The sequence below is a fragment of the Streptomyces sp. H39-S7 genome, assembly GCF_027158205.1.
In the GTDB taxonomy this organism is placed as follows: Bacteria; Actinomycetota; Actinomycetes; order Streptomycetales; family Streptomycetaceae; genus Actinacidiphila.
In genome coordinates this window covers 308329-332857 of sequence record NZ_JAPVLU010000003.1, presented here as the reverse complement: position 1 = coordinate 332857, position 24529 = coordinate 308329, and the positions used below count along the sequence as shown (strand labels likewise).

25 protein-coding genes and 1 pseudogene are annotated in these 24529 nt (G+C 73.7%); 18 read left to right on the top strand and 8 right to left on the bottom strand.

Translation table 11 applies throughout. The features are described from left to right. A pseudogene (locus O3X23_RS04955) lies at positions 1-190 on the bottom strand (hypothetical protein); the annotation flags it as partial. 244 nt (positions 191-434) lie between these two features. Between O3X23_RS04955 and O3X23_RS04950 the strand changes: the two are divergent. After that, positions 435-704, top strand: coding sequence for a hypothetical protein (locus O3X23_RS04950; protein ID WP_269269853.1), 270 nt, complete (start codon positions 435-437; stop codon positions 702-704). 25 nt (positions 705-729) lie between these two features. On the opposite strand, the gene O3X23_RS04945 is transcribed toward O3X23_RS04950, so the two are convergent. After that, complete coding sequence (locus O3X23_RS04945; RefSeq protein ID WP_269269852.1) at positions 730-1248, bottom strand: Lrp/AsnC family transcriptional regulator; 519 nt, start codon at positions 1246-1248, stop codon at positions 730-732. A gap of 86 nt (positions 1249-1334) precedes the next feature. Here O3X23_RS04945 and O3X23_RS04940 point away from each other — a divergent pair, with 86 nt between their 5' ends. The 3 genes from O3X23_RS04940 to O3X23_RS04930 all read left to right on the top strand — a co-directional run bounded on the left by O3X23_RS04940 (position 1335) and on the right by O3X23_RS04930 (position 4295). Then, positions 1335-2285, top strand: a complete 951-nt coding sequence (locus O3X23_RS04940) for an NAD-dependent epimerase/dehydratase family protein (protein ID WP_269269851.1) — start codon at positions 1335-1337, stop codon at positions 2283-2285. A gap of 8 nt (positions 2286-2293) precedes the next feature. Beyond that, on the top strand, positions 2294-3217 hold the full coding sequence (locus O3X23_RS04935) for an aldo/keto reductase (RefSeq protein WP_269269850.1): 924 nt from the start codon (positions 2294-2296) through the stop codon (positions 3215-3217). Between the two features lie 106 nt (positions 3218-3323). Continuing rightward, entirely contained in the window at positions 3324-4295 is a 972-nt protein-coding gene (locus O3X23_RS04930) for a zinc-binding dehydrogenase (RefSeq protein ID WP_269269849.1), read from the top strand. Positions 4296-4378: 83 nt separating this feature from the next. Here the strand turns inward: O3X23_RS04930 and O3X23_RS04925 are convergent, their stop codons facing one another. Further along, the gene (locus O3X23_RS04925) at positions 4379-4927 is read right to left on the bottom strand and encodes a GNAT family N-acetyltransferase (RefSeq protein WP_269269848.1); all 549 of its coding nucleotides are present in this window, start codon (positions 4925-4927) and stop codon (positions 4379-4381) included. Between the two features lie 119 nt (positions 4928-5046). Between O3X23_RS04925 and O3X23_RS04920 the strand changes: the two genes are divergently transcribed. From O3X23_RS04920 to tatA, 4 genes are all read left to right on the top strand, one after another. Further along, positions 5047-5574 (top strand): GtrA family protein, encoded by a 528-nt coding sequence (locus O3X23_RS04920; protein WP_269269846.1) that lies wholly within the window; start codon positions 5047-5049, stop codon positions 5572-5574. A 90-nt stretch (positions 5575-5664) separates the two neighbouring features. Further along, positions 5665-6174: a SigE family RNA polymerase sigma factor gene (locus O3X23_RS04915; protein WP_269269845.1), complete on the top strand. Its 510-nt coding sequence runs from the start codon at positions 5665-5667 to the stop codon at positions 6172-6174. 119 nt (positions 6175-6293) lie between these two features. Further along, positions 6294-7637, top strand: a complete 1344-nt coding sequence (locus O3X23_RS04910) for a hypothetical protein (protein ID WP_269269844.1) — start codon at positions 6294-6296, stop codon at positions 7635-7637. Positions 7638-7831: 194 nt separating this feature from the next. After that, positions 7832-8071 carry a Sec-independent protein translocase subunit TatA gene (tatA, locus tag O3X23_RS04905; RefSeq protein WP_269269843.1) on the top strand — a complete coding sequence of 80 codons (240 nt, stop codon included), beginning with the start codon at positions 7832-7834 and terminating at the stop codon, positions 8069-8071. 34 nt (positions 8072-8105) lie between these two features. Here the strand turns inward: tatA and O3X23_RS04900 are convergent, their stop codons facing one another. After that, on the bottom strand, positions 8106-8846 hold the full coding sequence (locus O3X23_RS04900; RefSeq protein ID WP_269269842.1) for a DedA family protein: 741 nt from the start codon (positions 8844-8846) through the stop codon (positions 8106-8108). Between the two features lie 115 nt (positions 8847-8961). On the opposite strand from O3X23_RS04900, the gene O3X23_RS04895 reads away from it, so the two are divergent. From O3X23_RS04895 to O3X23_RS04885, 3 genes are all read left to right on the top strand, one after another. Further along, positions 8962-9402 (top strand): BlaI/MecI/CopY family transcriptional regulator, encoded by a 441-nt coding sequence (locus O3X23_RS04895; protein WP_269269841.1) that lies wholly within the window; start codon positions 8962-8964, stop codon positions 9400-9402. After that, positions 9399-10370 carry a M56 family metallopeptidase gene (locus O3X23_RS04890; protein WP_269269840.1) on the top strand — a complete coding sequence of 324 codons (972 nt, stop codon included), beginning with the start codon at positions 9399-9401 and terminating at the stop codon, positions 10368-10370. Before O3X23_RS04895 ends, O3X23_RS04890 begins: the two co-directional genes overlap by 4 nt. A 66-nt stretch (positions 10371-10436) precedes the next feature. Further along, on the top strand, positions 10437-11732 hold the full coding sequence (locus O3X23_RS04885; RefSeq protein ID WP_269269839.1) for a DUF2786 domain-containing protein: 1296 nt from the start codon (positions 10437-10439) through the stop codon (positions 11730-11732). Between the two features lie 71 nt (positions 11733-11803). Here O3X23_RS04885 and O3X23_RS04880 read toward each other — a convergent pair whose 3' ends face one another. Further along, the gene (locus O3X23_RS04880; protein WP_269269838.1) at positions 11804-13498 is read right to left on the bottom strand and encodes a vWA domain-containing protein; all 1695 of its coding nucleotides are present in this window, start codon (positions 13496-13498) and stop codon (positions 11804-11806) included. A gap of 208 nt (positions 13499-13706) precedes the next feature. Here O3X23_RS04880 and O3X23_RS04875 point away from each other — a divergent pair, with 208 nt between their 5' ends. Genes O3X23_RS04875 through O3X23_RS04865 form a run of 3 tightly spaced genes read left to right on the top strand, consistent with a single transcriptional unit; the run spans position 13707 to position 16676 of the window. Next, entirely contained in the window at positions 13707-14639 is a 933-nt protein-coding gene (locus tag O3X23_RS04875) for an alpha/beta fold hydrolase (RefSeq protein ID WP_269269837.1), read from the top strand. Further along, positions 14636-15511 carry a metal-dependent hydrolase gene (locus tag O3X23_RS04870; protein WP_269269836.1) on the top strand — a complete coding sequence of 292 codons (876 nt, stop codon included), beginning with the start codon at positions 14636-14638 and terminating at the stop codon, positions 15509-15511. Before O3X23_RS04875 ends, O3X23_RS04870 begins: the two co-directional genes overlap by 4 nt. Positions 15512-15548: 37 nt before the next feature. Beyond that, a complete protein-coding gene (locus O3X23_RS04865; RefSeq protein ID WP_269269835.1) occupies positions 15549-16676 on the top strand; it encodes a PDR/VanB family oxidoreductase in 1128 nt (375 codons plus the stop codon). Here the strand turns inward: O3X23_RS04865 and O3X23_RS04860 are convergent. Beyond that, positions 16624-17736, bottom strand: a complete 1113-nt coding sequence (locus tag O3X23_RS04860; protein WP_269269834.1) for a PP2C family protein-serine/threonine phosphatase — start codon at positions 17734-17736, stop codon at positions 16624-16626. The two genes, O3X23_RS04865 and O3X23_RS04860, sit on opposite strands and share 53 nt — an antisense overlap. A gap of 182 nt (positions 17737-17918) precedes the next feature. Here O3X23_RS04860 and O3X23_RS04855 point away from each other — a divergent pair, with 182 nt between their 5' ends. Together O3X23_RS04855 and O3X23_RS04850 are read left to right on the top strand one after the other, a co-directional pair. Next, positions 17919-18134, top strand: a complete 216-nt coding sequence (locus O3X23_RS04855; protein WP_269269833.1) for a dodecin — start codon at positions 17919-17921, stop codon at positions 18132-18134. Positions 18135-18345: 211 nt separating this feature from the next. Beyond that, positions 18346-19566, top strand: coding sequence for a M23 family metallopeptidase (locus O3X23_RS04850; protein ID WP_269269832.1), 1221 nt, complete (start codon positions 18346-18348; stop codon positions 19564-19566). Between the two features lie 15 nt (positions 19567-19581). Here the strand turns inward: O3X23_RS04850 and O3X23_RS04845 are convergent, their stop codons facing one another. Continuing rightward, positions 19582-21261 (bottom strand): SpoIIE family protein phosphatase, encoded by a 1680-nt coding sequence (locus O3X23_RS04845; RefSeq protein WP_269269831.1) that lies wholly within the window; start codon positions 21259-21261, stop codon positions 19582-19584. Between the two features lie 245 nt (positions 21262-21506). On the opposite strand from O3X23_RS04845, the gene O3X23_RS04840 reads away from it, so the two are divergent. Then, on the top strand, positions 21507-21989 hold the full coding sequence (locus O3X23_RS04840; protein ID WP_269269830.1) for a DUF7144 family membrane protein: 483 nt from the start codon (positions 21507-21509) through the stop codon (positions 21987-21989). Continuing rightward, on the top strand, positions 21986-23014 hold the full coding sequence (locus O3X23_RS04835; protein ID WP_269269829.1) for a rod shape-determining protein: 1029 nt from the start codon (positions 21986-21988) through the stop codon (positions 23012-23014). Before O3X23_RS04840 ends, O3X23_RS04835 begins: the two co-directional genes overlap by 4 nt. Before the next feature lie 47 nt (positions 23015-23061). Here O3X23_RS04835 and O3X23_RS04830 read toward each other — a convergent pair whose 3' ends face one another. Next, positions 23062-24468: a glutamate decarboxylase gene (locus O3X23_RS04830; protein WP_269269828.1), complete on the bottom strand. Its 1407-nt coding sequence runs from the start codon at positions 24466-24468 to the stop codon at positions 23062-23064. Positions 24469-24529 lie beyond the last annotated feature (61 nt).

Here is a 24529-nt window from a genome sequence, read left to right as displayed (position 1 = left end):
CCCCGGCCCGCCCCGACCACCACCCCCACCCGCGCCCGGGCCGGGGGGCGTCGGTGGCCGGGGCGGAAGTGGGGGTGGGGGTCGGCTTGGCGCTCGCTTCGGCCGCGAACGCCCCGGTGGCCGGCAGCAGCACCGTGCCGGCGATGACTGCGGTGACGGCTGCGGTGCGCAAGGTGCGGAGGTAGGACATGGTGGGGCCTTCCGTTGACGGTCGATCGGGTCACGCGGCGATCGGGGGTACGGCCGATCGGGGGCGGAGCGGCTGTCGCGCCCGGCGGACGCCGCGTCCGGCGGTCGCCGCGCGACAGCCGGCATGATCGACAGGCTGGCAGGCACCTGTGAGGAAGTTGTCAGAGTGCTGTGGTCGCCGGATCAGTGTCCCGGACGGCCCCGCCCGGCGTGCGGAAGACGGTTCGGGCACGCAGGCTGGGCGCATGGCGATCAATCGGATGAATGCGTACGGAATCGACGTCGACACGCGGATGCTCGCGGTGGGCGTGGCCGTCACCGGCGTCGCGGCGGTGCTGGGGCTGGCCGGGACGGTCATGATCGGCGTCACGCTGCTGAACGCGGGGCGGGGGTTCGTCCGTCGTATGGAGGTGGCGCCGGCCGAACTCGCCGCGCGCGCCTTCCGGCAGGCGAAGGTCGCCTCGCAGGCCGCCACCCATGCGGGCGCGGACGCCTGGCGGACCGGCGACGCCTGAGGGGGCGCCTGAGGGGGGCGCCCCCTCAGCGGTCGATCGGCGTGATGACCTTCCGCTCGACGGGGGAGGACAGCACGATCGACGTCGTGGTGCGGCCCAGGGCCGAGATCTGTTCGAGCATCTCCTCGAGGTGCGAGGTGTCGGCCACGGCGACCTTGAGGATCCAGCAGTCCTCGCCGACGACGTGATGCACCTCCAGGATCTCGGGGCGCTCCATCAGTTCCAGCGTCCTGGGGTGTCGCAGCGTGTAGCCGCCGTGCGGGGACACCCGGACGAACGCGAGCATGCCGTAGCCCAGCCGGTCCGGGGCGACCACGGCGGAGTACCCGGTGATGGTGCCGTTGCCCTCCAGCCGCCGGATCCGTTCCGCCACGGCTGCCGGGCTGAGGCTCACCCGCCGGCCCAGCTCACTGAGAGTGATCCGGCCCTCGGTCTGGACGAGTTCGAGCAGCCGCGTATCGACGCTGTCGAGGGCCACTGAGGAATCGTGGGCGAGACCGCGCAGATGGCGCGGTTCTTTTGGCAGCGCCGTTGAATGTCCCATGATCTCCCCTTCAGATGCCGGTTCGGGACAGTAACACTTGGTACCGGAGGCGGGGGCGTCCTGCCTGGTGGGGGAAGGTGCGGGGCATGGGGGACGACGTGCGCGAGGTCTGCGTCATCGGTGGCAGCCGGTACTTCGGCAAGCGGCTGATCCTGCGGCTGCGCGACGAGGGTGTCAACGTCACGGTCGTCAACCGCGGTTCGGCACCGCCCCCACCAGGCGTCACCCATCTCGTCGCGGACCGCGACGACGAGGCGGCGCTCGAAGCCGCCCTGGGCGACCGCCGGTTCGATGTCGTCATCGATCAGGTCTGCTACACGCCGCGCCAGGCGGCCATCGCCAAGCGCGTCTTCCGTCATCGCACCTCGCGCTACGTCATGACGTCCACGATGGAGGTCTACGACCCGGCGACGTTCGACCCCGCCCCCCTTCACCAGCGCCCGGTCGGCGAGGACGCGGTGGATCCCGGCACCTGGCCGGTCGACCTCGAACTCCCCTGGGAGGAAGCGGCGTTCAAGGAGCTGGTCGGCGAGGACTGGCACTACGCCGAGGGCAAGCGGCAGGCGGAGGCCGTGTTCAGTCAGGATCCGGCCTTCGCGTTCGTCTCCGTGCGCAGCGCGCACGTGCTGGGCGGGGGCGCGGAGGAGTTCACCGGGCGGCTGGACCACTACGTGGACCGGGTCCGCGCGGGACGGTCCGTCGTGGTGCACGCCGAGGAGTACCCGTCCACGTTCATCCACGACCGTGAGATCGCCGAGTTCCTGTACTGGGCGGCCGGCGCCGACTTCACCGGACCGGTCAACGCCAACTCGCACGGTGAGCTGAGCGCGGCGGAGCTGAGCGAGCTGGTCGCGACGGGGATCGGGGCGGCGCGACCGGCGTTCCTCCGCGCGGGCCAGGGCGATGACGTGTCGCCGTTCTCGTTCGACCGCTACTACGCGATGGACAACTCGCGCGCCACCGGTCTGGGGTTTCCCTTCTCCGCCGTCACGGAGTGGCTGCCCGGCGCCATCGCCGAGACGGGGGTCCGGGCATGAGGACGGCCATGGGGACGGGCACGAGTGCGGGTGTGAGCGGCGCCGGGGCGCGGCGGATCCGTGACGTTCCCGTCAGCGCGATCGGCCTCGGCGCCATGCCGCTGTCCATCGAACGGCGGCCGGACGAGGCCAGGGCCTTCGCCACGGTCCATGCGGCGCTCGACGCGGGGGTGACGCTCATCGACACGGCCGACTCCTACCACTGGCACGCGGACGAGCGGGGTCACAACGAGACGCTGATCGCCCGCGCCCTCGCCGCCTACGGCGGTGACACGTCGGCCGTTCTCGTCGCGACCAAGGGTGGCCGCGGCCGGCCCGGGGACGGTTCGTGGACCGTCGACGGCGATCCGGAGCGGCTGAAGCGGGCCTGCGAGGAGTCGCTGCGGCGGCTCGGCGGTGCCGCGATCGGGCTGTACCAGCTGCACAAGCCGGATCCCCGGGTTCCGTTCGCCGAATCGGTGGGTGCGCTGCGGGAGTTGCTGGACGCGGGCACGATCAGGATGGCGGGCGTCTCCAACGTGGACGCCGACCAGATCCGGGAGGCGGACGCGATCCTCGGCGGGCGGCTGGCCTCGGTGCAGAACGAGTACTCGCCCGCCGTCCGCGACAGTGCGGCCGAGCTGCGGCTGTGCGACGAGCTCGGGATCGCCTTCCTGCCGTGGAGCCCGCTCGGCGGCATCTCCCGCAGCTCGCTCGACGGCCCGCCGGCGCCGACCACCGCCGCCCCCACGACTCCCTTCGCCGCCTTCCACGAGGTCGCACGGGATCGCGGGATCGGTCCGCAGCGGATCGCTCTCGCCTGGCTGCTGGCGAAGTCCCCGGTCGTCGTGCCCATCCCCGGCGCCAGCAGGCCCGCGACGATCCGCGACTCGGCCGCGGCCGACGGCGTCACTCTCACCGCCGCCGACCTCGCGCGCCTCGACGCGGCCTGACGGGACCGCATCCCCTCCTGATCCCCTCCTTGACATGAACCTTGGTTCAAGTCCGAGACTTCCTCGTGGAAGAAGCAGCAGGTGGCGACCACGAGGAGTGTGGGACATGCGGGCGATTCAGGTGACGCGGTTCGGGGGACCCGAGGTTCTGGTGGCGACGCGACTGCCGGATCCGGTGGCCGGACCCGGTCAGGTGGTCGTGCGGGTCGAGGCCGCCGACGTGATCCTCTTCGAGGCGCGGATCCGGGCGGGCCTGGCCCAGGACTTCATGCCGGTGCGGCCGCCGTACGTGCCGGGCGGCGCGGTCGCCGGGCGGGTGCTCTCCGTGGGCGAGGGCGTCGGGTCCGACTGGGTCGGCCGAGCCGTCGCCGCCCGCCTGGGTGACCGCGGTGGGTACGCCGAGCTCGCTCTGGCGCCCGTCGAAGCGTTGGTGGCCGTACCCGACGGGCTCGGCCCGCGCGAGGCCGCCGCCCTGCTGCACGACGGCACCACCGCCCTGGGCCTGGCCGACGCCGCCCGGACGAAGCCGGGGGAGTGGGTGCTGGTCACGGGGGCCGGCGGCGGGCTGGGCATCCTCATGGTGCAGTTGGCGCTGGCGGCCGGGGAACGCGTCGTCGCCGCTGCCCGGGGCAAGCGGAAGCTGGACCTGCTGGCGGAGCTGGGCGCCCACGCCGTCGTCGACTACTCGCTGCCGGGCTGGGAGGAGCGGGTGCGCGAGGCGACCGGCGGCGCCGGGCCGGACATGGTCTACGACGGCGTCGGCGGGGAGATCGGGCGGTCCGCGTTCGAACTGACGGCCCGGGGCGGGCAGTTCTCCGCGCACGGCGCGGCCGCGGGTGGCTTCGCGTCCATCGACCCCGAGGAGGCGCGCCGGCGCGAGGTGGCCGTACGCGGCATCGAGCAGGCGCAGTTCACGCCCGACACCGCCCACCGGCTGCTGCGGCGCGTGCTGGCGGAGGCCGCGGCGGGACGGATCAGGCCCGTCATCGGGCAGACGTTCCCGCTGGAACGCGCCGCCGACGCGCACCGGGCGATGGAGGGCCGCGACGTCGTCGGGAAGACCCTGCTGCTGCCGTGAGGACCGTGAGGACCGTGAGGACGGGCCGCGGCGCGGGAACCCCTCCCACGCCGCCCAGGCCCTTCCCACCGCCCGCGGCTCCGTCAATCCGCGAGGCTGCGGCCCCACGATTCCAGCACCGACAACATGTGGTCCTGCCGGCGCCGGACCTCGCCGTTCTTCGACCAGCCCCACTCCCGGTACGCGGCCAGCGCCGGCGCGTTCGGCGTCTCGACCAGCACGGACGCGACGGCCGCGTCGCTGCGCGACAGCAGCATGTCCTGCAGCCGGCCCGCGACCCCGAGGCGGCGGTGGGAGGGGAGGACGAGCAGTTCGACGACGGCGAAGACCTGACCGGAGGCGGTGTGCTCCTCGAGATCCTGCGGGACCCCGCCGACGAACCCCTGCCACCACTCGCCTCCGCGATCGGGAGGAAAGCCGTATGCGAAGCCCACGAGCGCCGGGTCGCCTGCGATCGTCATATCGAATCCGGGGTGCTGGACATGGTCCTCGAAGCGCTCCAGAAAACTCTGCCGGCTGTGGAACTCCTCGCCCTGGGCGCCACGGTAGGCCTCGACGTAGAGGTCTGCGAAGGCCTCTCTTTGCGCCTCGGCCTGCCAGCGGCTCAGACGCCGTAGAAACACCTCTGTCATGCATTCCTCCTGCGATCTCACCCATCGTGACAGCTCGGCGGGCCCCGTGTCAGCGGGCGGTCAGCGACCGGACAGTTAAAGTCAGCGCGCTGTCAGTGGGTTACGGGATCCTAGGGGACATGGAGACCACGGGGAGCATCGAGCGGAGCACCGACCACCCACGAGGCGGGACCGGGCCGATAGCGGCCTTCGTGCGGTTCGTCGTGTGCGGCGGGGGCGTGGGGCTGCTGTCCAGCGCCGTCCTGCTGCTCCTGACGGACCGGCTGCCCCTGGCACTCGCCAACGCCCTGGTGACCGTCGCCTCCACCCTGCTCGCCACCGAGCTCCACGGCCGCTTCACCTTCCAGGCCGGGCGGGCCCGGCTGAGCGACCACGTCAAGTCCGGTCTGACGGCAGCGATCTGCTACCTGTTCACCACCGCCGCGCTGCTCGGGCTGCACGCGGTGCACCCGAACCCGGGTGCGCTCCTGGAGCAGGGCGTGTACCTGTCGGCCTCCGGGCTCGCCGGTGTCGGCCGCTTCATCGTCCTGCGGGTCATCGTCTTCGCCAAGGGCGGCGGCAAGCCGGTCGACGCGTCCCCCGTTCCCGTCACGGGGCCGGCCGTCGTCTCCGCTCTCGGTCAGGGGTCGGTCACCGTCGCCGCCTGACGTCGGAAGCTTGCGGAAATCCTTCCGGGCCGTGAAACATTCAGGCACCTCTGGCGCGTCAATGAGGTGTACACGGCGATCGGGGGGTGAATGCGGCAGACGCACGAGGACGGCTATCTGGAGTTCGCCGCGAACCGCGCCGGACATCTCTTCCGTTCGGCATGCCTGCTGACCAGCGGTGACACTCATCTCGCCGAGGATCTCGTCCAGGAGACCCTCGGCCGGATGTATGTGGTCTGGGGGCGGGCCTCCAAGATCGACAACCCGGCCGGCTACGCGCAGACCGTCCTGGTGCGGGTCTTCCTCTCGCACCAGCGACGGCGCAGCAGCCGCGAACGCCCCATCGCCGATCTGCCGGACGTGATGGGCGAAGCGGGCGTCGACACGACGCTGCGCCTGACGCTCCTCGACGCGCTCGGCCGGCTGGCACCCAAGGACCGCGCGGTGCTGGTGCTGCGGTACTGGGAGGACCGCAGCATCGAGGAGACCGCCGACGCGATGCGGGCGTCGTCCAGCTCCGTGCGGACGCGCTCCGTCCGGGCGTTGGCGAAACTGCGCGAACTGCTCGGTGGCACGCTGGCCGAATTCGCCGCGAACTGATTCCTGGTCCTCCCCACAGGCAACATCACCGACAACACCCCGACGCCCCCCGCACCAAACGCCCCACGCCCCCTCGCCACCCACCCCCAAGCCATACGCCATACGAAACGGTGGTCCCCGTGCCCTTCGACCCCTTCGCGCCCTCGGACCCCTTCGAGGACGACCTCGGCCACGCCATACGCGGGGCGGCCGACGCCTTCTCCACCGACAACAGGGCGCTGGTGGACGGTGGTGCGGCGCGTGGGCGGGTCATGCGGCTGCGCCGCAGGGCCGCCGTCGCGGGCGGTGCCGCGACGCTCACGCTGGTCGCCGTCGGGGGGCTCATGGCGGGCGGGCTGTCGGGCTCGGTCGGGCACCACGTCGACGAGAGCCCCGTCGGGAAGGGCGGACCGAAGACCGTCGCTCTCGCGTCGGGTGAGCCGGTCACCGCGCAGCGCATGATCGCCCTGCTCAAGTCGGCGCTGCCACCCGGCACGACCACCGGTGAGCAGGGGCGCGGCAGCGGCGGGAAGGGGACCGGCGACCCGATCGGAGCCCCGTACGCGCAGGTCGTCTTCGACGACGGACACGGGCCGGGGCTGGTCAGTGTCAGCCTGAACCACGCCCCTGTCGGAAAGGGCACGGATCCCGGCACCCGCTGCCCGGACCGGGTGTACGCGCAGTACGACTCGTGCGACCGCTCCGTGCTCGCCGACGGCTCCGTACTCGTCCTGGTCAAGGGGTACGAGTACCCGGACCACCGGGTGAGCACCAAGAACTGGCAGGCCACCCTGACCACCCCGGACGGCCATGTCGTCGACGCGCTGGAGTGGAACTCGGCGGCGGAGAAGGGCGCACCGGACACCCGCCCGGACCCGCCGCTGACCGCCGCGCAGTTGACCGTGCTGGTGAGCGTGGAGCACTGGAAGCCCGTCTTCGACGCCCTCGGCCCGGCCGGTACCCCGACGGACCAGCCGCTGCCCGGCACCACCACCGCCCCGGCCGCCACCACCGCCCCCACCGCCACCGGCGAGGCGAGTTCCACCGTGCGGGGACCTGCGATCAGTGGCGTTCTGAAAGGGCTGATCCCGGCCGGCATGCACCGCGCCGACGCGGACGACTCGGGGGACTTCGCGCAGGTGGCCGTGGACGACGGCCACGGCCAGTCGCTGATCGAGGTGAACGTGGAGCACTGGTCGCCCACGAGCCCCGACACCCTGACGTTCTTCTCGGGCGCCGAGACGCTCGCCGACGGCACCCGCGTGAAGGTCTCCCAGGGGTCGGCGGAGAAGGGCGGTACCGGGACCGTGCAGTGGATCGTCCAGATCCTGCGCCCCAACGGCCGGCGGATCGTCATCTCCGAGCTGAACGCGAGCGGCTACCACCGGCCGGCCACCCGGCCCGCGCCGGTGTTCACCATCGCCCGTCTCAGGGCCATGGCGCTCAGCCCCGAGTGGAAGAAGCTGGACCAGGGCCAGGGGTGAGGGCCGGGAGTGGGAGCGGGGGCCGAGGGCCGGGCTGCGGGCCGGGACCGCGGCATGCACAGCCTTTGCCGATGTTTGGGGAGCTCAGGGGCTGATGGGACGTACGTCCGGGTGACAATGCGACAGTCGACGCATATCCCTCCGGGCTCTCCAGGCGCACCCCTGGGCCCGCTCCAAGCGAAGCGAGGATCCCCGTGTTGCGTAACGGGCTGGAACCGTGGCACCTGATCGTGGTGGCGCTGGTTCTGATCATGCTGTTCGGTTCCAAGAAGCTGCCCGACGCCGCCCGCGGCCTGGGCAAGTCGCTGCGCATTCTGAAGTCGGAGGCGCGTGCGCTGAAGGCCGACGGCGCCGACGGGACCGTGACCGCGTCCGCCGCTTCCGCGGACGCGGAGCCGGCCCCGGCACCCGCGGCGCGGACTCACACCTCGTAGTCGGCGCACCCGTCCGGTCGGTCGATCCCGGAGTTCACAGGCTCTCCGGCGCGTCGGCGCCGGGACCCGCCGGGGAACCGGCGTCGGTTCCCGCGCCGGCCGCCTTGACGCGGGCCCGTGAGCGGTACAGCTCCAGGGCGAGCGGGGTGAGCGAGACGATGACGATGAGCGCGACCATCGGCAGCAGGTACTTGTCCACGTGCGGGACCGAGGAGCCGAGCGCGTAGCCGCCGAGCACGAGGCCGACGGACCAGACGAGGCCGCCGATGACCTGCCAGACGGCGAAGGTGCGCGCGGGCACGTTCAGCACGCCGGCCATCGGGTTGAGCACGGTCCGCACCACCGGGACGAAGCGCGCGAGCACGATGGCCTTGGCGTGCCCGTACCGCTCCAGCAGCTCGGCGGCGCGGCCGACGCCGTCGTGCAGGTGCGGATTGCGGATCCGGGCGAGCAGCGGCGGGCCGCCCCGCCTGCCGATCCAGTAGCCGGTCTGCGCACCGAGCAGTGCCCCGGCGGACGCCGCGAGGAGGACCTGCCAGAGCGAGAGATGCACCACGTCCGACGCGCCGGGGACGCAGAGCAGGCCGGCGGTGAACAGCAGTGAGTCGCCGGGCAGGAAGAAGCCGATCAGCAGGCCGGTCTCCGCGAACAGCACGACGGCGATGCCGATCGCGCCGAACGTCGCCAGCAGGTCGTGGGCGTCCAGGAGGTTGACCGCCAGCGGTACTGCCTGATGAACAGCGTCCGGCAGGGGCGTGGCCAGGGGCAGGGGCATTGTCGGAGGGCCCTCCCATAATGGGCTGCGGGGGGCGATCAGCGCCGCACCCGGCCGACTACAGTCGCGTAGACGGTCTACAGCACTGTAGACGAATCAGGTGGAAGGGGCGTTCATGCCAGAGACACATCCGGCGCGCCGCCCGCCGGGCGAACTGGAGGCGAGCGTCCTGGCGGCGCTGTGGGCCGCCGAAGGACCGCTCACCCCCGCCGACGTCCAGCGCGGCCTGGGGAGCGCCCTCGCCCGCACCACGGTCACCACCATCCTGGCGCGGCTGCACGACAAGGGCGCCGTCGCCAGGACCAGGTCGGGGCGCGGCTACGCCTACACCCCGACGCAGGACTCCCCGGGCCTCGCCGCCCTCCGGATGCGCACCGAGCTGGACAAGGAGGAGGACCGGGAGACCGTGCTGGCCCGCTTCGTGTCGCAGTTGAGCACCGACGACGAGCAGCTGCTGCGCGCCCTCCTGGACGACGCGGACTCCGCCGTCGACAGCGGCGGGGAACCGGGTGCGCGGGCCCAGGGCGGGGAGAGCGGACCGGGGCTCCCCCGGTGAACCCGGACCTGCTCCCACCGCTGCTGATGCCGCTGCTCGCGGTCCCCGTCGCCCGCAGGCTCGCGGCCTCCCTCGCACCGCGCGCCGCCGCCTGGCTGCTCGCCTGCACCGCCGCCGTCCTCGCCGCGAGCAGCACCCTGGCCCTCGCCCTGCTGGCCGCCCAGGGCGCCCTGCTGCTGCCGCCGGTCGCCGCCCTGGGCCACCTCACCCTGCCGCTGCTGCGCGCGGGCTCCGGCGGTCTCGGCGGCTTCGCCGGCCTCGGCGGCGCGGAGCTGACCGCCCCCGCCGCCTGCGTCGCCGCGCTGCTGCTCGCCGTCTGCGCGGCGGCGGTGACCCTCACCGGCCGCCGTTACCGCGCCGAGCTGGTCCGTGCGCGCGCCGCCACCGGCGGCTGCGCGCCCTCGGGCGAGCTCGCCGTCCTGCGGGACAGCGAGCCCGACGCGTACGCCCTGCCGGGGCGGCCCGGCAGGATCGTCGTCACCACCGGCATGCTGCGGGCCCTGCGGCCCGGCGAGCGCGAGGCGCTGCTCGCCCACGAGCGCGCCCATCTCGCCGGCCACCACCACCGCTTCCTCGTCGTCGCCGCGCTCGCCGCCACCTGCCATCCGCTGCTGCGCGGGCTGCGGGCGCCGCTGTCGTACGCGCTGGAGCGCTGGGCCGACGAGTCCGCCGCGTCCGCCGTCGGCGACCGCCGCCTCGCGGCGCGCGCGGTGGGCCGCGCCGCCCGCGCCTCGGCGACGACCGGCCCGCGGGCCCGGCCCCGGGCCGCGCTCGGCGCCACCGCCGGCCCCGTGCGGCGCCGCGTCGCGGCCCTCCTGCACGCCGCACCGCCGGCCGGACCGCGGCGGGCCCGCGGGCCGCGCCTGGTGGCCGCCCTCCTCGCCTGCTGCCTCCTGCTGTCCGCGGCGGCGGCCGTGGAGGCCGCGACCGACCTCCACGAGAGCGTGGAGACCGCCCAGGGCGAGTAGCGCGGCGGCCCTCCCGCAGAATTGACCGGGTGGGGAGCAGGGTGCGGGTCGTCGGTCAGCGCCCGGATGTGGTGGCAGAGCGAGTCGAAGGGCGAAGCGGCGGACGTGGCGGAGAACGACGTGCAGGACGTGATCGAGCGGGCGTACCTCGGTGCGCTCAACGCGGCGGACGCCGACGCCGAGGACGCCGTCGACCTGAGCGCCTCGGCCCTGGCCGCCGCCGGCGGCGCCGGCCCGGATGCCGCGCACGCCGCGAACAGCGCGCTGCTCGCGCTCACCGACCGGCTCGTCCGGTCCTGCTGGACGCGCGGCTGGCAACCCGCCGACGTGGTGCGCATCGCGCGCCGCCGGCTCACCGACGGACACGCCCGCCTCGCCGCCGGCCTGATCACCGCCGAGGCCCGCACGGCCCCCGCGGACGCCGCGACGAAGGACCCGCGCTGGGCCGCCCAGCTCGCGGAGCTGCGGGCGGCGGCCCCGTGGGACGGCACCGGCACCCTCCTCGCCGCCCACGGCCGCCGCGAACGGCTCGACGGTTTCTCCGCCGCCGTCTCCGTCCTCGAACTCCTGCGCCTGCTCGGACGGCTGCCCCGCATCACCCCGGTGACGGTGCCCGCCGCGGCGCCGGGTCCCGCCGCCGACCGCCACGCGGCCCCGCTGCTCGGCCGGATCCGCGCCCTGCTCGCCAAGGCCGAGTCCACCGAGTTCCCCGAGGAGGCCGAGGCGCTCAGCTCGAAGGCCCAGCAGCTGATGGCCCGGCACAGCATCGACGAAGCGCTCATCGCCGCGGAACCGGGCGCCGGCGGCGCAGGCTGCCCCGGCGCCTGCCGGATCGGCATCGACCAGCCCTACGAGGGCGCCAAGGCGCTGCTGCTCGACGCCGTGGCCGCCGCCAACCGCTGCCAGGCGGTGTGGGCGGGCGACTTCGGCTTCTCGACGGTCGTCGGCTTCGAGCCCGACCTGGAGGCCGTCGAACTGCTCTACACCTCGCTGCTCGTCCAGGCGGACGCCGCCATGCTGCGCACCCCGCGGGCGGCGGCCGGGGGCGGCGCCGCGAAGGGCCGCAACGGCAAGGCGCGGAAGGGCGGTTCGCTCTCCAAGGACTTCCGGCAGTCCTTCCTCATCGCCTACGCGGGCCGCATCCGCGAACGCCTCGCGGACGCCACCGAGCAGGCCGTCCACGCCCCCGACCTCCCGGCGGAGCGCCTGCTGCCCGCGCTCGCCGCGCGGGACGTCGCGGTCCGCGACACCACCACCCGCATGTTCCCCACCACGACCTCCCACCGGCTCAAGGGCCGTGACCACGAGGGCTGGACGCACGGCACCGCGGCGGCCGACCGGGCCGTGCTCGGCGGCCCGTAGACCACGGCGGCCCGTGGACCACGGCGGCCCGTGGACCACGGCGGCCCGTGGACCACGGAGGCCCAGGTCCGTCAGCCCGCCAGCCGGCGCGCCTGCGACACCGCCTGGGAGAGGTCACGGACGGCCGGGTCCTCGGTGCTGCCCGCCAGGCTGGTGGCGTGCTCGGCGAGGGCCGGGAGGCCGGGGGCACCGGGGATGCGTCCGGCGGAGCCCCGGCCGCGCAGCCAGTCGGCGAAGTAGGCCGCCACGGCGTCGACCTGGAGACGCTTGGGGGCGGCGGTCCAGAGCGGGGACGTGAGCGCGGAGGCCTCGACCGTGCCGGACCGCTCGTGGGGTGCGCGGGTGGACGGGTCGAGCCACCGGACGGTGGCGGTGGCCACGTGGCCGGAGGCTCCCGCCTTGAGGCGGACCGAGTACAGGGCCGTGACGGTGTGCCCGGGGCCGACCTCACCGCCGTCCACCGTGTCGTCCCGGAAGTCGTCGTCGGCGACGGCCCGGTCGTCGAAGCCGATGAGCCGGTACTCGCTCACGGTCCGCGGGTCGAAGGCGACCTGCGCCTTCGCGTCGCGGGCCCTGAGGTCCACGTTGGCGGGCAGTTGCTCGGAGAAGAGCTTGCGGGCGGCTTCGGGCTCGGAGACGTAGGACGTGTGCCCGTCGCCCTTGTCGGCGAGCTGTTCCATCAGCTTGTCGCCGTACTGGCTGCCCACGCCCACCCCGAACAGGGTGATGCCGTGGTCGCGCCGGGCCGAGCCGACGCGGTCCAGGATCGCGGCGGCGGTGGTGTCGCCGGAGTTGGCGAGGCCGTCGGAGAGCAGCACGACGCGGTTGGTGACGCCGGGCCGGGCGGCCTTGACGGCCTCGTTGTAGCCCGCCTGCACGCCCGCGGCCAGATTGGTCTCGTCGCGCGGCTCCAGGCCGTCGACGACCGAGTGGATCCGGCCGCGGCTCCCGACGGCGCCCAGCCGGGTCATCGGCAGTTCCACCCGTGCCGTGCCGCTGAAGGTGACGATCGCGAGGGAGTCCTCCGCGCGCAGCGCGTCGATCGAGCTGCCGAGGGCCTGTTTCACCAGGTCGAGCCTGCCGGGCTCGGCCATCGAGCCGGAGACGTCCACGACGAACGTCAGGGCGGCGGGCGCCCGGTCCGTACTCTGCGCGGCGCGCGTGGCGAGACCGACGCGCAGCAGCGACCAGCCGCCCTCGCCGTCGACCGAGGTGCTGTCGGCGGAGGAGCCGTCGGCCGCGGAACCGTCGGTACGCACGTCGTCGGTCGGGGCGCCGTCGATGCGGGCGCCGTCGGTCGTGACCGAGAACCCGTCGCCCTCGGGCTGCGGGTAGTCCTGCCGGAAGCTGTTGACGAACTCCTCCGGGCGCACGGTGGCGGGGGCGGGCAGCCGGCCGCCGGTCAGGGTGCGCCTGGCGTACCCGTACGAGGCGGTGTCGACGTCCAGCGCGAAGGTGGACAGGTAGCTGGGCGCCGCCGCCAGGTCGCGCTTCTGCGCACCGGCATCGCCCGAGCTGTCCTTGGCCGCACCCTCCGGGGCGGCCGACGCGGCCGGCCCGTTGAACGGAGCCGCGGGGGCCGGGCGCACCGGAGCCTTGTCGGAGCTGCCGTTCCGCGACGCGTCGGGGGTTCCGCCGCTGCACCCGGCGAGCAGCAGCCCGCCCGCGACGGCCGCCGCCACCGCGGCCCGGCGCGCGTTCCTCGTGCGCGTCCCGGACACCTGCCGCTCGTCACGGTGCTCGTACCGATCCTCGTACCGCTTCATGCGATTCCCCCACGCGCTCGTCGGCCTTTGCAGGTGTGACGAACGCGGGCCCGTGCCGGAGGCATCGGAGGAATTGCGGAAGCGTCTCGATGGGGCAACGGCCGGGCGGTATGCACCCGGCCGTCCCGTCCCGTCCCGGCGACCGGGCGGAACATTGCCCGCCTCCCACTAGTAGACACGGCGTCAACAAGCTGCCATCGTGACCGCCATGTCGCAGCGATGGGTCACGGCCTCGGACGGCGTCCGGCTGGCCGTTCACGAACACGGCGAACCGACCGCACCGACGGTCGTGTGCGTGCACGGCTTCCCCGACGACCACGGTGTCTGGGACGGCGTCGTGCGGCGCCTCGCCGACCGCTTCCACGTCGTGACGTACGACGTGCGCGGCTCCGGCGCCTCCGGCGTACCGCGCCGGAACCGGGACTACCGGCTCCCGCAGCTCGCCGCCGACCTCACCGCCGTCGCCGACGCCGTCAGCCCGGACGCGCCCGTGCACGTCCTGGCGCACGACTGGGGCTCCGTGCAGAGCTGGCACACGGTGACCGTGCCCGGGACCGCCCACCGCTTCGCGTCCCTGACGTCGATCTCCGGCCCGGACCTGGACCACACCGGCCGCTGGTTCCGGGCGCAACTGCGCCCCAGCCCGCGCAGGCTCCGGCACTTCGCCCTGCAGTCGCTCGCCTCCGGCTACGTGGGCTTCTTCCACCTGCCCGGCATCGCGGAACTCGCCTGCCGCGCGGGCGTGCTCGACGCGGTGACGAAGGCCGCCCGGCGGCTGGAGACCGGGGAGCCGCCCGCCGGCTACGGCCGGGGACTCGCGTCCCGCAACCGTGCGGGACTCAAGCTCTACCGGGCCAACGTGCTGCCGCGCACGCTGCGGCCCCGGACCCGGCGCGCCGAGCTGCCCGCACAGGTCCTCGCGCCCCGGCGGGACCTGTTCGTGCTCGCGCCGTGGCAGACCGAGATCACCGACTGGGCGCCGAACACCGAGATCCACCTCGTGGACGGCGGGCACTGGCTGCCCGCGTTCCGTCCCGACCTGGTCGCGGAGTTCACGGCGCGACTCATCGACCGCACCGACCGGACGCGGGGCGCGGCGGCGCCCGGGACGTCCGCCGCACGGAAGGCAGGACGGGAATGACCGCGACCGAGCCGGACAACCTGGTGCTCACCCCCCGCGACGTCCGGTGGGACTGGACGGGCCTGCCGATGCACTACATCGACGGCGACCCGTTCACCACGCACTTCGCGAACGTGCTGAACATCCTGCTGCCCGAGGGCGAGGACTGGTTCATCACCGTCTTCCAGCAGGCCGTCCCGATGATCAGGGACGACCGGCTGCGCGAGGACGTCATCGGTTTCATCGGCCAGGAGGCGACGCACTCCGCGTCGCACCAGACCGTCCTCACGCACTTCAGGAAGGTCGGCTTCGACACCCACCCGTACACCGAGCAACTGCGCTGGTTCTTCAGCAAGATGCTCGGCGACCGGGAGCTGACCGGGAAGAAGGCGCAGGGCTGGATCATCGACCGGGTCGCGATCATCGCGGCGATCGAGCACGTCACCGCGTACCTCGGCGACTGGATCCTGAACGCCGACGCGATCGACCGCACCGACCACAACCCCGAGATCCTCGACCTGTACCGCTGGCACGGCGCGGAGGAGGTCGAGCACCGGGCGGTCGCCTACGACCTGTTCACGCACCTCGACGGCCGCTACCGCAACCGGGTCCGCGCCCATGTCGTGGCCTTCCCCGTCCTCCTCTACTGGTGGGTCCGGGGCCTGCGCTACCTGATGGCCGCCGACCCCGAACGCATCCCGGGCCGCGACAAGCCGCGCTTCCGCGACTGGTTCCGGGCCTCGCGCAAGGGCGTGCTGCCGAGCCCGGCGAGCCTGGTGCGGCTGTACTTCGGCTATCTGCGGCCCGGTTACCACCCCTCGCACTACGGCTCGACGACCCAGGCCGTCGCCTACCTCGCGGCTTCGCCCGCCGCGCGTGCCGCCCACCGCTGATCCGCCGGACCGGTCGAAGGATGTCGAAGGACCGAACGTGAGCACCGAGACCGAGTACGACCTGCGGACGCCGCCGCCGCGCAGCGCCACCGACCCGCGCCCGGACGCGATCCTCGCCCTGCTGGCGCGCGTCACGCCCTTCCTGCTGTGGCAGAGCGCCCGCCGCAAGCGCCGCGAGCCGCGGCCGGTCGACCGCTCCCTGCGGCTCGTCGTCACCGAGGTGCGGCGGGAGGCGGAGGACGTCGTCAGCCTGCGCTTCGCGGCGGTGGACGGCGGGCCGCTGCCCGGCTGGCACCCGGGCGCGCACCTGGACCTCGACCTGCCGTCGGGACGCCGCCGCCAGTACTCCCTCTGCGGGGATCCCGCCGACCCGGCCACCTACCGGATCGCCGTGCGGCGCATCGGGAACGGCGACGGCGGCTCCCGCGAGATCCACGAGACGCTGGCGCCCGGCACGGAAGTGCGCGCCCACGGCCCGCGCAACGCCTTCGCCTACGCGCCGGGCGGCGCCTGCCTGTTCATCGCGGGCGGCATCGGCATCACCCCGATCCTGCCCATGGTCCGGGCCGCCGCGGCGGCGGGCGTGGACTGGCGGCTCGTCTACACGGGGCGCAGCCGCGCGACCCTGCCGTTCCTCGACGAGGTGGCCGCGCTGGACGGCGGCTCCGGCCGGGTGACCGTCCGCACCGACGACACGGACGGCGTCCCCACCCCCCAACTGCTGCTGGCCGGAGCGGGACCGGGCACCTCCGTCCACCTCTGCGGCCCCCCGCCCCTCATCACCGCCGTGCGCGACGCGTTCCCCGCGACCGGCGCCGGCGGGCTGCACTTCGAGCGCTTCGCGGCGGCCCCGGTCGTCGACGGCACCCCGTTCGAGCTGCAACTCGGCCCGGACGGGCCGGTCCTCGCGGTCCCCGCCGACCGCTCCGCCCTCTCCGTCCTCGTCGAACAGCGCCCGGAGACCGGCTACTCCTGCCGCCAGGGCTTCTGCGGCACCTGCCGGCTCCCGGTCCTCACGGGCGACGTCGCCCACGCGGGCAGCGCGGCGGCCCGCCGCACGGACACGAACATGCTGGTCTGCGTCTCCCGGGCGGCGGCCGACGGCGGCAGGATCACCCTGGACGTGCGGCCGCCGGTGCGGGCGCCGCGGGGGAGTGGTAGCTGACGGCGAGCACGGCCATGTCGTCCGTACCGCTGCCGCCGGTCCACTCCTCGACGTCGCCCACCAGGGCGTCGATCACCTCACGCGGGCCCTGGAACCCGCGGCCCGCCAGCCGTACGGCGGGGTCGTAGAACACCCCGGACCTGTCGCGGGCCTCCGTCACCCCGTCGGTGATCAGGAGCAGGCTGCCGCCGGGCGGCAGTACGTGGGTGTCGGGCGCCGAGCGGTGGCCGTTGAGCTGGCCCATACCGAGCGGCAGATCGGGTTCGACGGCGTTCAGGGCCACGACCGTGCCGCCGACCAGCAGGTACGGGGCCGGGTGGCCGCGGTTCAGCAGCCGCAGGGTGCGGCAGTCCGCGGAGAACTCGGCGACCAGCGCCGTCGTGAAGCCCTCCGTCTGGTCCTCGCCCGACCGGCGGGCGCCCTCGCGGGCCAGGGCGTGCTCCAGCCGGCCGGCCAGTTCCGGCAGGTCGGGCGCCCACTCGGCGGCCTCCCGGAAGGCGCCGAGCAGCACTGACACCGCCGCGACCGCGCCGAGCCCCTTGCCGCGCACATCGCCGATCAGCAGCCGGGTGCCGTACGGGGAGTCCTCGACGGCGTAGACGTCCCCGCCGATCCGCGCCTCGCTCTGCGCGGCGCGGTAACGGACCGCGATGTCCAGCGGTCCCATCCGTTCCGGCGGGGTGGGCAGGATCGCCCGCTGGGCGGCCTCCGACACCGTCCGCACGGTGGCCAGGCTGCGGCCGTAGCGGGCGACGAGGCGGTTCACCGCGAGGCCGATGAGGCCGGCCAGCAGGACGTTGCCGATCTCGGCGGCGCCCAGGACGTGTCCGAAGGACTCGTGCCGCACCGTCAGTCCGACTATCGCCCCGAGGGCGCCGGTGGTGAGCAGCAGGGCGGCCAGGAACGAGAGCACCGCCCCTGCCGTCACGCAGGCCGCGGCGAGCAGCGGGCCGCCGTGGTAGTCGATGGGGGTGAAGAGGTCGAACAGGACGGCCGTCAGAACGAGGACCGGCGGGATGCAGCGGACGGGGAGGGGCCAGGGGCTGGACAGGCGGTCCACGCGCTTCCTCTCCTCCGGCGGAAGACGGTCGAGTACAAGAGCTTATGTCCGGTTTTGCGGGAATGCGGAGCGGCGGCCCTTCGGGCACCGTGGTCAGAGGGCCGTCATCCGCACGCCGACCGCCCCAGCACCGACCGCCTCGTAGACCGACTGAACCGACCCCACTACGCCGGGAGAACGCCATGACCGACCGCACGTACCGGGTGACCGAGATCGTGGGCACCTCGCACGAAGGCATCGACGCCGCGATCCGCAACGGGATCCACCGGGCGTCGCAGACTCTCCGGGGTCTCGACTGGTTCGAGATCACCCAGATGCGCGGCCACATCGTGGACGGCGAGGTCGAGCACTACCAGGTGGGGCTGAAGGTCGGATTCCGGCTGGACGACGCCGAATAGCGCGGACGGGCAGGACGACTGGCCCGTGACCGCCGCCGGGAGACCGTCCCGGGGTCCGGTGGCGGTCACGGAGACCCCAGTCTGTCGGCAACGACCACGGAAAGTGACCATCCGCGGGAACGCGCCTACACGGTAGGGCCGAACGGCGGAGAGCCGGCGGCACGCCGCGTGTCCCGCGCGCTGGCGGCGGGTGCGGCGCGATGATCCTCCGATGTCAGGAACCGTCACCGTCCGCGGGTCGGCCGTCCGGTCGCTCGTCGTGCTGCTCTGCGCCGGACTGCTGACGGCGCTGCCGGTCCTGCCGGCCCTCCCGCTCCTCCCGGTTCCCCCCGGTGGCGGGCAGCAGGCGCGCGCCGACGACCGCTACGGCGACGTGTCCGCCGAGGTGGACGCCACGTACCGGCAGGCCGCCGACGCCACCACCGCGTACGTCGACGCCCGGCGGGCCGCGGACCGGCAGCGCGCCACGGCCGCCCGGCTGCGGCGGTCCGTCACGCTCGGTCAGCGCAGGATGGACGGGCTGCACGAGAGCATCGGCCTGCTGGCCCGGATGCAGTACCGCTCCGCGGGGCTGCCGGCCGCCGCCGCGCTGATGCTCTCCCCTTCGCCCGAGGACCTGCTCGACCAGATGGGGCGGCTGCGCAAGAGCGACGAGGCGGTTACCAGCCTGCTCGACACCGTGGCGACGACGACCGAACGTCTGCGGCGGGACAGGACCGCGGCCGACCGGGCGCTCGGGGAACTGGACGAGCAGACCACGCGCGCGGCCGGGCTGCGGGAGGAGATCACGGCCAAGCTGCGGCGGGCCCGCGAGCTGCTGCGGCGGCTGGAGGCCGCCAGATCCGCCCGGCTGGCCTCCCCGCAGGAGTGCGCGTTCGCCATCCCCGAGGAGATGCCGCGGCCCGGCACCGGCCTCCCGGTGCGCGCCCCCTGGACCGCGCCCGTCGACCGCTACACCCTGTCCGCCGGCTTCGCCGCGTCCGGCGACCGCTGGGCCAACCGGCACACCGGCCAGGACTTCGCCGTGCCGGAGGGCACGGCGGTACGGGCGGTCGGCGCCGGCACGGTCGTCCGGGCCACCTGCGGCGACGGGTTCGGCAACCAGCTCGTCCTGGCGCACGGCAACGGGTACTTCTCGCAGTACGCGCACCTGTCGCTGCTGCAGGTCAAGGTCGGCGAGCGGGTTCCGGCGGGCCGGCAGATCGCGCTGTCGGGCACCACCGGCAACTCCACCGGTCCGCATCTGCACTTCGAGGTGCGGGTGACGCCCGAGATGGGTTCGGCGGTCGATCCCGTGCCGTGGCTGCGCGAGCACGGCGTGCGCCTGCTGCCCGTCGCCCCGCCCGCCCCGGCCCCCGCCACCGGCGGGCTGCCCACGGCGCCCGTGATCGCCGGGCCGCCGACGCCGCCCGTCCCCGGACGCGTCCCCTGACGGGTCCGCCGACGCCTAAGGCGCGACCACCCGGGCCACCAGGACCGCCACGTCGTCATCGACGGCCTGTTCGACGAGGCGCGCCAGCACCTGGTCGAGGAGTTCCTCCAGGCTGCCCTGGGGGGTCAGCCGCAGCGCGGCGAGCCGGGCGAGGGACACGTCGATGTCCTCGCCCCGGCGCTCGACGAGGCCGTCGGTGTAGAGCAGCAGCACCCAGCCGGGGCGGCACCGGCCCCTGGCCAGCTGGTAGCCGCCGAGCCCGGTCCCCAGCGGCGGCCCGGTGGGGATGCGGATCAGGCCCGCGCTGCCGTCCGGGCCGAAGGCGGCGGGCGGCAGATGCCCGGCGCTGGCGTACCAGGTGCGGCCGCGCCGCGGATCCACCAGGACCAGCAGACAGGTGGCGGGGCGGCCCGTCTCCTTCGCGGCGATGAGGGCGTCGAGTCGCTCCAGGACGCGGTTCGGCGGTTCGTCATCGGCGGCGACGACCCGCAGCATCGCGCGGTAGTGGCTCATGTCGACGGCCGCCTCCACGCCGTGCCCCATCACGTCACCCATCGCCAGCAGCGTCCTGCCGCCCGGCAGTCGCACCGCGTCGAACCAGTCGCCGCCGACCAGCGCACTGCTGCCGGCGGGCAGGTAGCGGGACGCCACCTCGATGTTCGGGTGCGGGCTGCTGGGCTCCGACAGCAGGGCGCTCTGCAGGCCGAGCGCGATGTCGTGCTCCCGGGTGAAGCGGCGGGCGTTGTCGAGGCTGATGGCCGCCCGTCCTGCCAGGTCCTGGGCGACGACGACGTCCCTGGCGGTGAAACCGGGGGAGTCCCCGGCCCGCACCAGGGTCACGGTCCCGATCGGCTGGCCGCGCGCGGAGAGCGGTACGACGAGCGCGGAGTGGATGCCCGCCGCCCGGTACGCGGCGAGGCGTTCGGTGTTGGGGGCCGCCCGGACGAGCTCCTCGTCGGACAGCAGGTTCTGCATCAGCGGCTTGCCGGTCTCCAGGCAGCGCGGGATGGCGGAGCCGATCTGGTAGTCCACGTACTCGCCCGCCACGCCGAACACCCGCGCGCGCTCGCGCAGTCTCGGCACGGACGACAGCGCGGTCCTGCGCATCCGCAGCGAGCCGCGCGCCGGGCGCCCGCTGCCCTCGTCCTGCGTGACCGGCAGTACCTCGACGGAGGCGACATCGGCGAGCAGCGGCACCAGGAAGTCCGCCAGTTCCCCGCAGGTGGCGTCCATTTCGAGCGTCGTGCCGATCCGGGTCGCGGCGGCGTCCAGCAGGGTGAGCCGTTCCCGGGCCTGCTCCAGGTCGCGCTGCTGCTGCCGCGAGGCGGTCACCTCCAGCACGATGCCGACGATGCCGATCACCGCGCCTTCGGCCTCCAGCCGGTGGTACGCGCCGTGCCAGTACCGCCGCTCCAGTCCCGACGGTGCCTGCGTGTGGCCGCTGGACGTCACCTCGCGCGGCAGCCCGTCGGCGAGTACGGCGCGCAGCACGTCCTCGCGGCCGTCGATGCCGGGCAGCACCTCGGCGATGGTCCGGCCGAGATGTGCCTCGGCGGGCACGCCGTTGATCCTGGCCAGTGCCGGGTTGACGTACACGTAGCGCATGCCGGGGTCGAGGATGCCCACGCCGGCCGACGTGCCCTCAAGGATGCCCCGCAGGATGACGTTCGAGTCCGCGTCGGCGTCAGGGTGCACGCGTCCGCCTCCCTCGCCGTCAGTGCGTCGCCGCAGGCAGGCCCCTGACCACAGCGGCCACCACTCATCGTCGGCCGCCGGGCCGGAAAGCGCATCCGTTGGCGGCCCGGTTCCGGCCCCGCCCCCCGAACGGCCCATCTCCGGTGGCGGGATCGTTCCGGACAGTTGATCCTTTTGTCCGTAAGACGGGAATATCATGATCAATGCTCCCGTCGTGCTGGTCGTCGCGAACTCGGGAGCCCGTTGTGAGCCAGGATTCACCCACCGCGTCCACTCCGCCATCCACCCCGCAGGGGGGTTCCTGGAGCGGTGACCGCCCTCCGGCCGACCGCCACGCGAGCGGCTGGGCCGCCGGGGGCACCGTCTTCGCCGGCGTCATGCTGCTCGTCTCCGGTGTGCTGGCGATCCTCCAGGGCATCATCGCCATCGCCGAGGACGACGTGTACCTCACCACCCCGGGGTACGCCTTCCGCTTCGACCTGACGACCTGGGGCTGGATCCACCTCATCCTCGGCATCATCGCGGCCGTCGTCGGCTACAGCGTGCTCAAGGGCGCCCCGTGGGGGCGGATCGCCGGTATCGGCCTGGCCGCGCTCCACATCTTCGCGAACTTCATGTTCATGCCCTACCAGCCCATCTGGGCGATCACGATCATCGCGATCGACGTCTTCGTGATCTGGTCCCTCGCCAACTACCGCCCCACCGCCGACGCGGAGCCGCTGCTGTGAACCCCACCCTGGACCAGATCCGCCGCTGCTCGGTCGCCTTCGACATCGGGGCCACCAGGACCCGTGTCCACCTGAAGGACGTCGGCCTGGTCGTCGACGAGCCGAGCGTGGTCGCCGTCGACATCACGACCGGCCTGCTGATCGCGGTCGGCGCCCGCGCCGAGCAGATGGAAGGGCGCACCCCGGAGCACATCCGCGTGGTGCGGCCGGTGAGCAACGGCAGCGTCGTCGACATCGCCATGGCCCAGCGGATGCTGCGCCACCTCCTCCGCGACAAACTGCGCACGTCCTGGCGCCGCGCGCCGATGGCCCGCGCCGCCGTCTGCATGCCGCACGGCAGTGACCCGCTCGCGCAGCGCGCGGCGACCGAGACCCTCTTCGGGCTCGGCGCCCGCAGGGTCGAACTCGTCGACACGCTGATCTGCGCGGCGGCCGGCTGTGGACTGCCCGTCGAGCACCCCGAGGCCACCATGATCGTGCTGTGCGGGGCGGCCACGACGCAGATCGCGGTCCTGTCGCTCGGCTCGATCGTCTCGGCGGAGACCGTGCCGGTGGGCGGCGACGCCATCGACCACGCGGTCGTGCAGCACCTGCGCAACCAGCACGAGCTGATGCTCCCCAGCCAGTCCGTGCGCCCGCTGCACCACGTGTTCAGCAGCGTGGGGTCGGCCGTCGGGAGCACCGAGGTCTACGGCCGCGACGTCGTCAGCGGCCTCGGCCGTACCGTCCTCGTCGAGGCCGACGGCGTGCGGCACGCGATGCGCACCCCGCTCACGGCGGTCCTCGACGCCATCGGCACCGTCCTGCGCCGCTGCCCTCCGGACCTGGTCGCCGATCTCGCCGACCGGGGCATCACGCTCGCGGGCGGCAGCGCCCTGATGCCCGGCCTCGACGTCATGCTGCGGCACGCGACCGGCGTCCCGGTCTCCCTCGCCGAACGCCCCGACGTCTGCGCGGTCCAGGGCCTCGGCGCCATGATCGAGGGCCGCGTCCGCCCCATCGCCCTGGCGCCGCTGAGCGCGTAGCAGCCCACGACGCCGCTGATCGCGCGACCGTCCACGACACCGCGTCCTCAGTGGTGGAACGCCGTCGCCACCGTTCCCGGGCGGTCCAGTGGCTCGCTCTGGCGGCGGAGTTCGGGCAGCAGCCGGGCGAGCTCCTCGATGAGCAGGTCCGCCAGGTCGTCGGAGAAGCCGTTGCGGCAGACCACCCGCAGGACCGCGAGGTCCTCGCGATCGGCCGGATAGGTGTACGCGGGGACCAGCCAGCCGTGTTCGCGGAGCCGGCGCGACACGTCGAAGACGTCGTAGTTCTTGATCCCGTCGACGGTGGTGAAGGCGAAGACCGGCAACTGGTCGCCCCTGGTGACCAGCCGGAAGTCGCCGAGTTCCTCGATCCGCGAGGCCAGCGACATCGCCACGTCCCTGCTGCTCTGCTGGACGGTGCGGTAGCCGTCACGCCCCAGCCGCAGGAACGTGTAGTACTGCGCCACGACCTGCGCGCCCGGCCGGGAGAAGTTGAGGGCGAAGGTCGGCATGTCGCCGCCGAGGTAGTTGACGCGGAAGACCAGCTCCTCGGGGAGGGCGTCGCGGTCACGCCACAGCGCCCAGCCGACGCCGGGGTAGACCAGCCCGTACTTGTGGCCCGAGGTGTTGATCGAGGCGACGCGGGGGAGCCGGAAGTCCCAGACGAGGTCCTCGTCGAGGAAGGGGGCGACCATCGCGCCGGACGCGCCGTCCACATGGACCGGTACGTCCAGGCCGGTGCGCTCCTGGAGCGCGTCGAGGGCCGCGCAGATCTCCGCGACCGGTTCGTACGATCCGTCGAAGGTCGATCCGAGCACGGCGACTACGCCGATCGTGTTCTCGTCGCACAGCGCCACGGCCGACTCGGCGTCCAGGTGCAGCCGGTCGCCGCTGACGGGCACCAGCCGCGCCTCGACCTCCCAGAACGCGCAGAACTTCTCCCAGCACACCTGCACGTTGGCGCCCATGACCAGATTGGGTCTGGCCGTCGCCGGATAGCGGTCCGCGTTCCGTTTCGCCCAGCGCCGCTTGAGGGCCATGCCGGCGAGCATGCAGGCCTCGGAGGAGCCCGTTGTCGAGCAGCCGATGACGGCCTCCGGATCGGGCGCGTTCCACAGGTCGGCGAGGATCGCCACGCAGCGCCGCTCCAGCTCGGCGGTACGCGGGTACTCGTCCTTGTCGATCATGTTCTTGTCGCGGCACTCGGCCATCAGTACGTCGGCCTGCGGTTCCATCCACGTGGTGACGAACGTCGCCAGGTTGAGCCGTGAGTTCCCGTCGAGCATCAGCTCGTCGTGGACCAGCTGGTAAGCGACGTGCGGCGCCATGGGGCCGTCCGGCAGCCGGTGCTTGGGCGGCGCGGCGCGCATGCTGCCGACAGGGTCGGCGTCGCCCGAGTAGAAGGGGTTGACCGCGAGTGGACGGGAGTCGCCGGCTCCCTTGTGCAGCCCCATCAGACGGTGGCCGGGCAGCGGACGGCGACGGTGACGGTGACATGCAGCGTGCTCATGATGG

Bases quoted from the DNA above. Each gene is read 5' to 3' on its own strand.
- O3X23_RS04940 (WP_269269851.1), top strand. From the start codon at position 1,335: ATGGGGGACGACGTGCGCGAGGTCTGCGTCATCGGTGGCAGCCGGTAC.
- O3X23_RS04925 (WP_269269848.1), bottom strand. From the start codon at position 4,927: ATGACAGAGGTGTTTCTACGGCGTCTGAGCCGCTGGCAGGCCGAGGCG.
- O3X23_RS04880 (WP_269269838.1), bottom strand. From the start codon at position 13,498: ATGAAGCGGTACGAGGATCGGTACGAGCACCGTGACGAGCGGCAGGTG.
- O3X23_RS04885 (WP_269269839.1), top strand. From the start codon at position 10,437: ATGTGGTGGCAGAGCGAGTCGAAGGGCGAAGCGGCGGACGTGGCGGAG.
- O3X23_RS04930 (WP_269269849.1), top strand. From the start codon at position 3,324: ATGCGGGCGATTCAGGTGACGCGGTTCGGGGGACCCGAGGTTCTGGTG.
- O3X23_RS04830 (WP_269269828.1), bottom strand. From the start codon at position 24,468: ATGGGGCTGCACAAGGGAGCCGGCGACTCCCGTCCACTCGCGGTCAAC.
- O3X23_RS04945 (WP_269269852.1), bottom strand. From the start codon at position 1,248: ATGGGACATTCAACGGCGCTGCCAAAAGAACCGCGCCATCTGCGCGGT.
- O3X23_RS04935 (WP_269269850.1), top strand. From the start codon at position 2,294: ATGGGGACGGGCACGAGTGCGGGTGTGAGCGGCGCCGGGGCGCGGCGG.
- O3X23_RS04920 (WP_269269846.1), top strand. From the start codon at position 5,047: ATGGAGACCACGGGGAGCATCGAGCGGAGCACCGACCACCCACGAGGC.
- O3X23_RS04870 (WP_269269836.1), top strand. From the start codon at position 14,636: ATGACCGCGACCGAGCCGGACAACCTGGTGCTCACCCCCCGCGACGTC.
- O3X23_RS04950 (WP_269269853.1), top strand. From the start codon at position 435: ATGGCGATCAATCGGATGAATGCGTACGGAATCGACGTCGACACGCGG.
- O3X23_RS04875 (WP_269269837.1), top strand. From the start codon at position 13,707: ATGTCGCAGCGATGGGTCACGGCCTCGGACGGCGTCCGGCTGGCCGTT.
- O3X23_RS04850 (WP_269269832.1), top strand. From the start codon at position 18,346: ATGTCAGGAACCGTCACCGTCCGCGGGTCGGCCGTCCGGTCGCTCGTC.
- O3X23_RS04855 (WP_269269833.1), top strand. From the start codon at position 17,919: ATGACCGACCGCACGTACCGGGTGACCGAGATCGTGGGCACCTCGCAC.
- O3X23_RS04900 (WP_269269842.1), bottom strand. From the start codon at position 8,846: ATGCCCCTGCCCCTGGCCACGCCCCTGCCGGACGCTGTTCATCAGGCA.
- O3X23_RS04895 (WP_269269841.1), top strand. From the start codon at position 8,962: ATGCCAGAGACACATCCGGCGCGCCGCCCGCCGGGCGAACTGGAGGCG.
- O3X23_RS04915 (WP_269269845.1), top strand. From the start codon at position 5,665: ATGCGGCAGACGCACGAGGACGGCTATCTGGAGTTCGCCGCGAACCGC.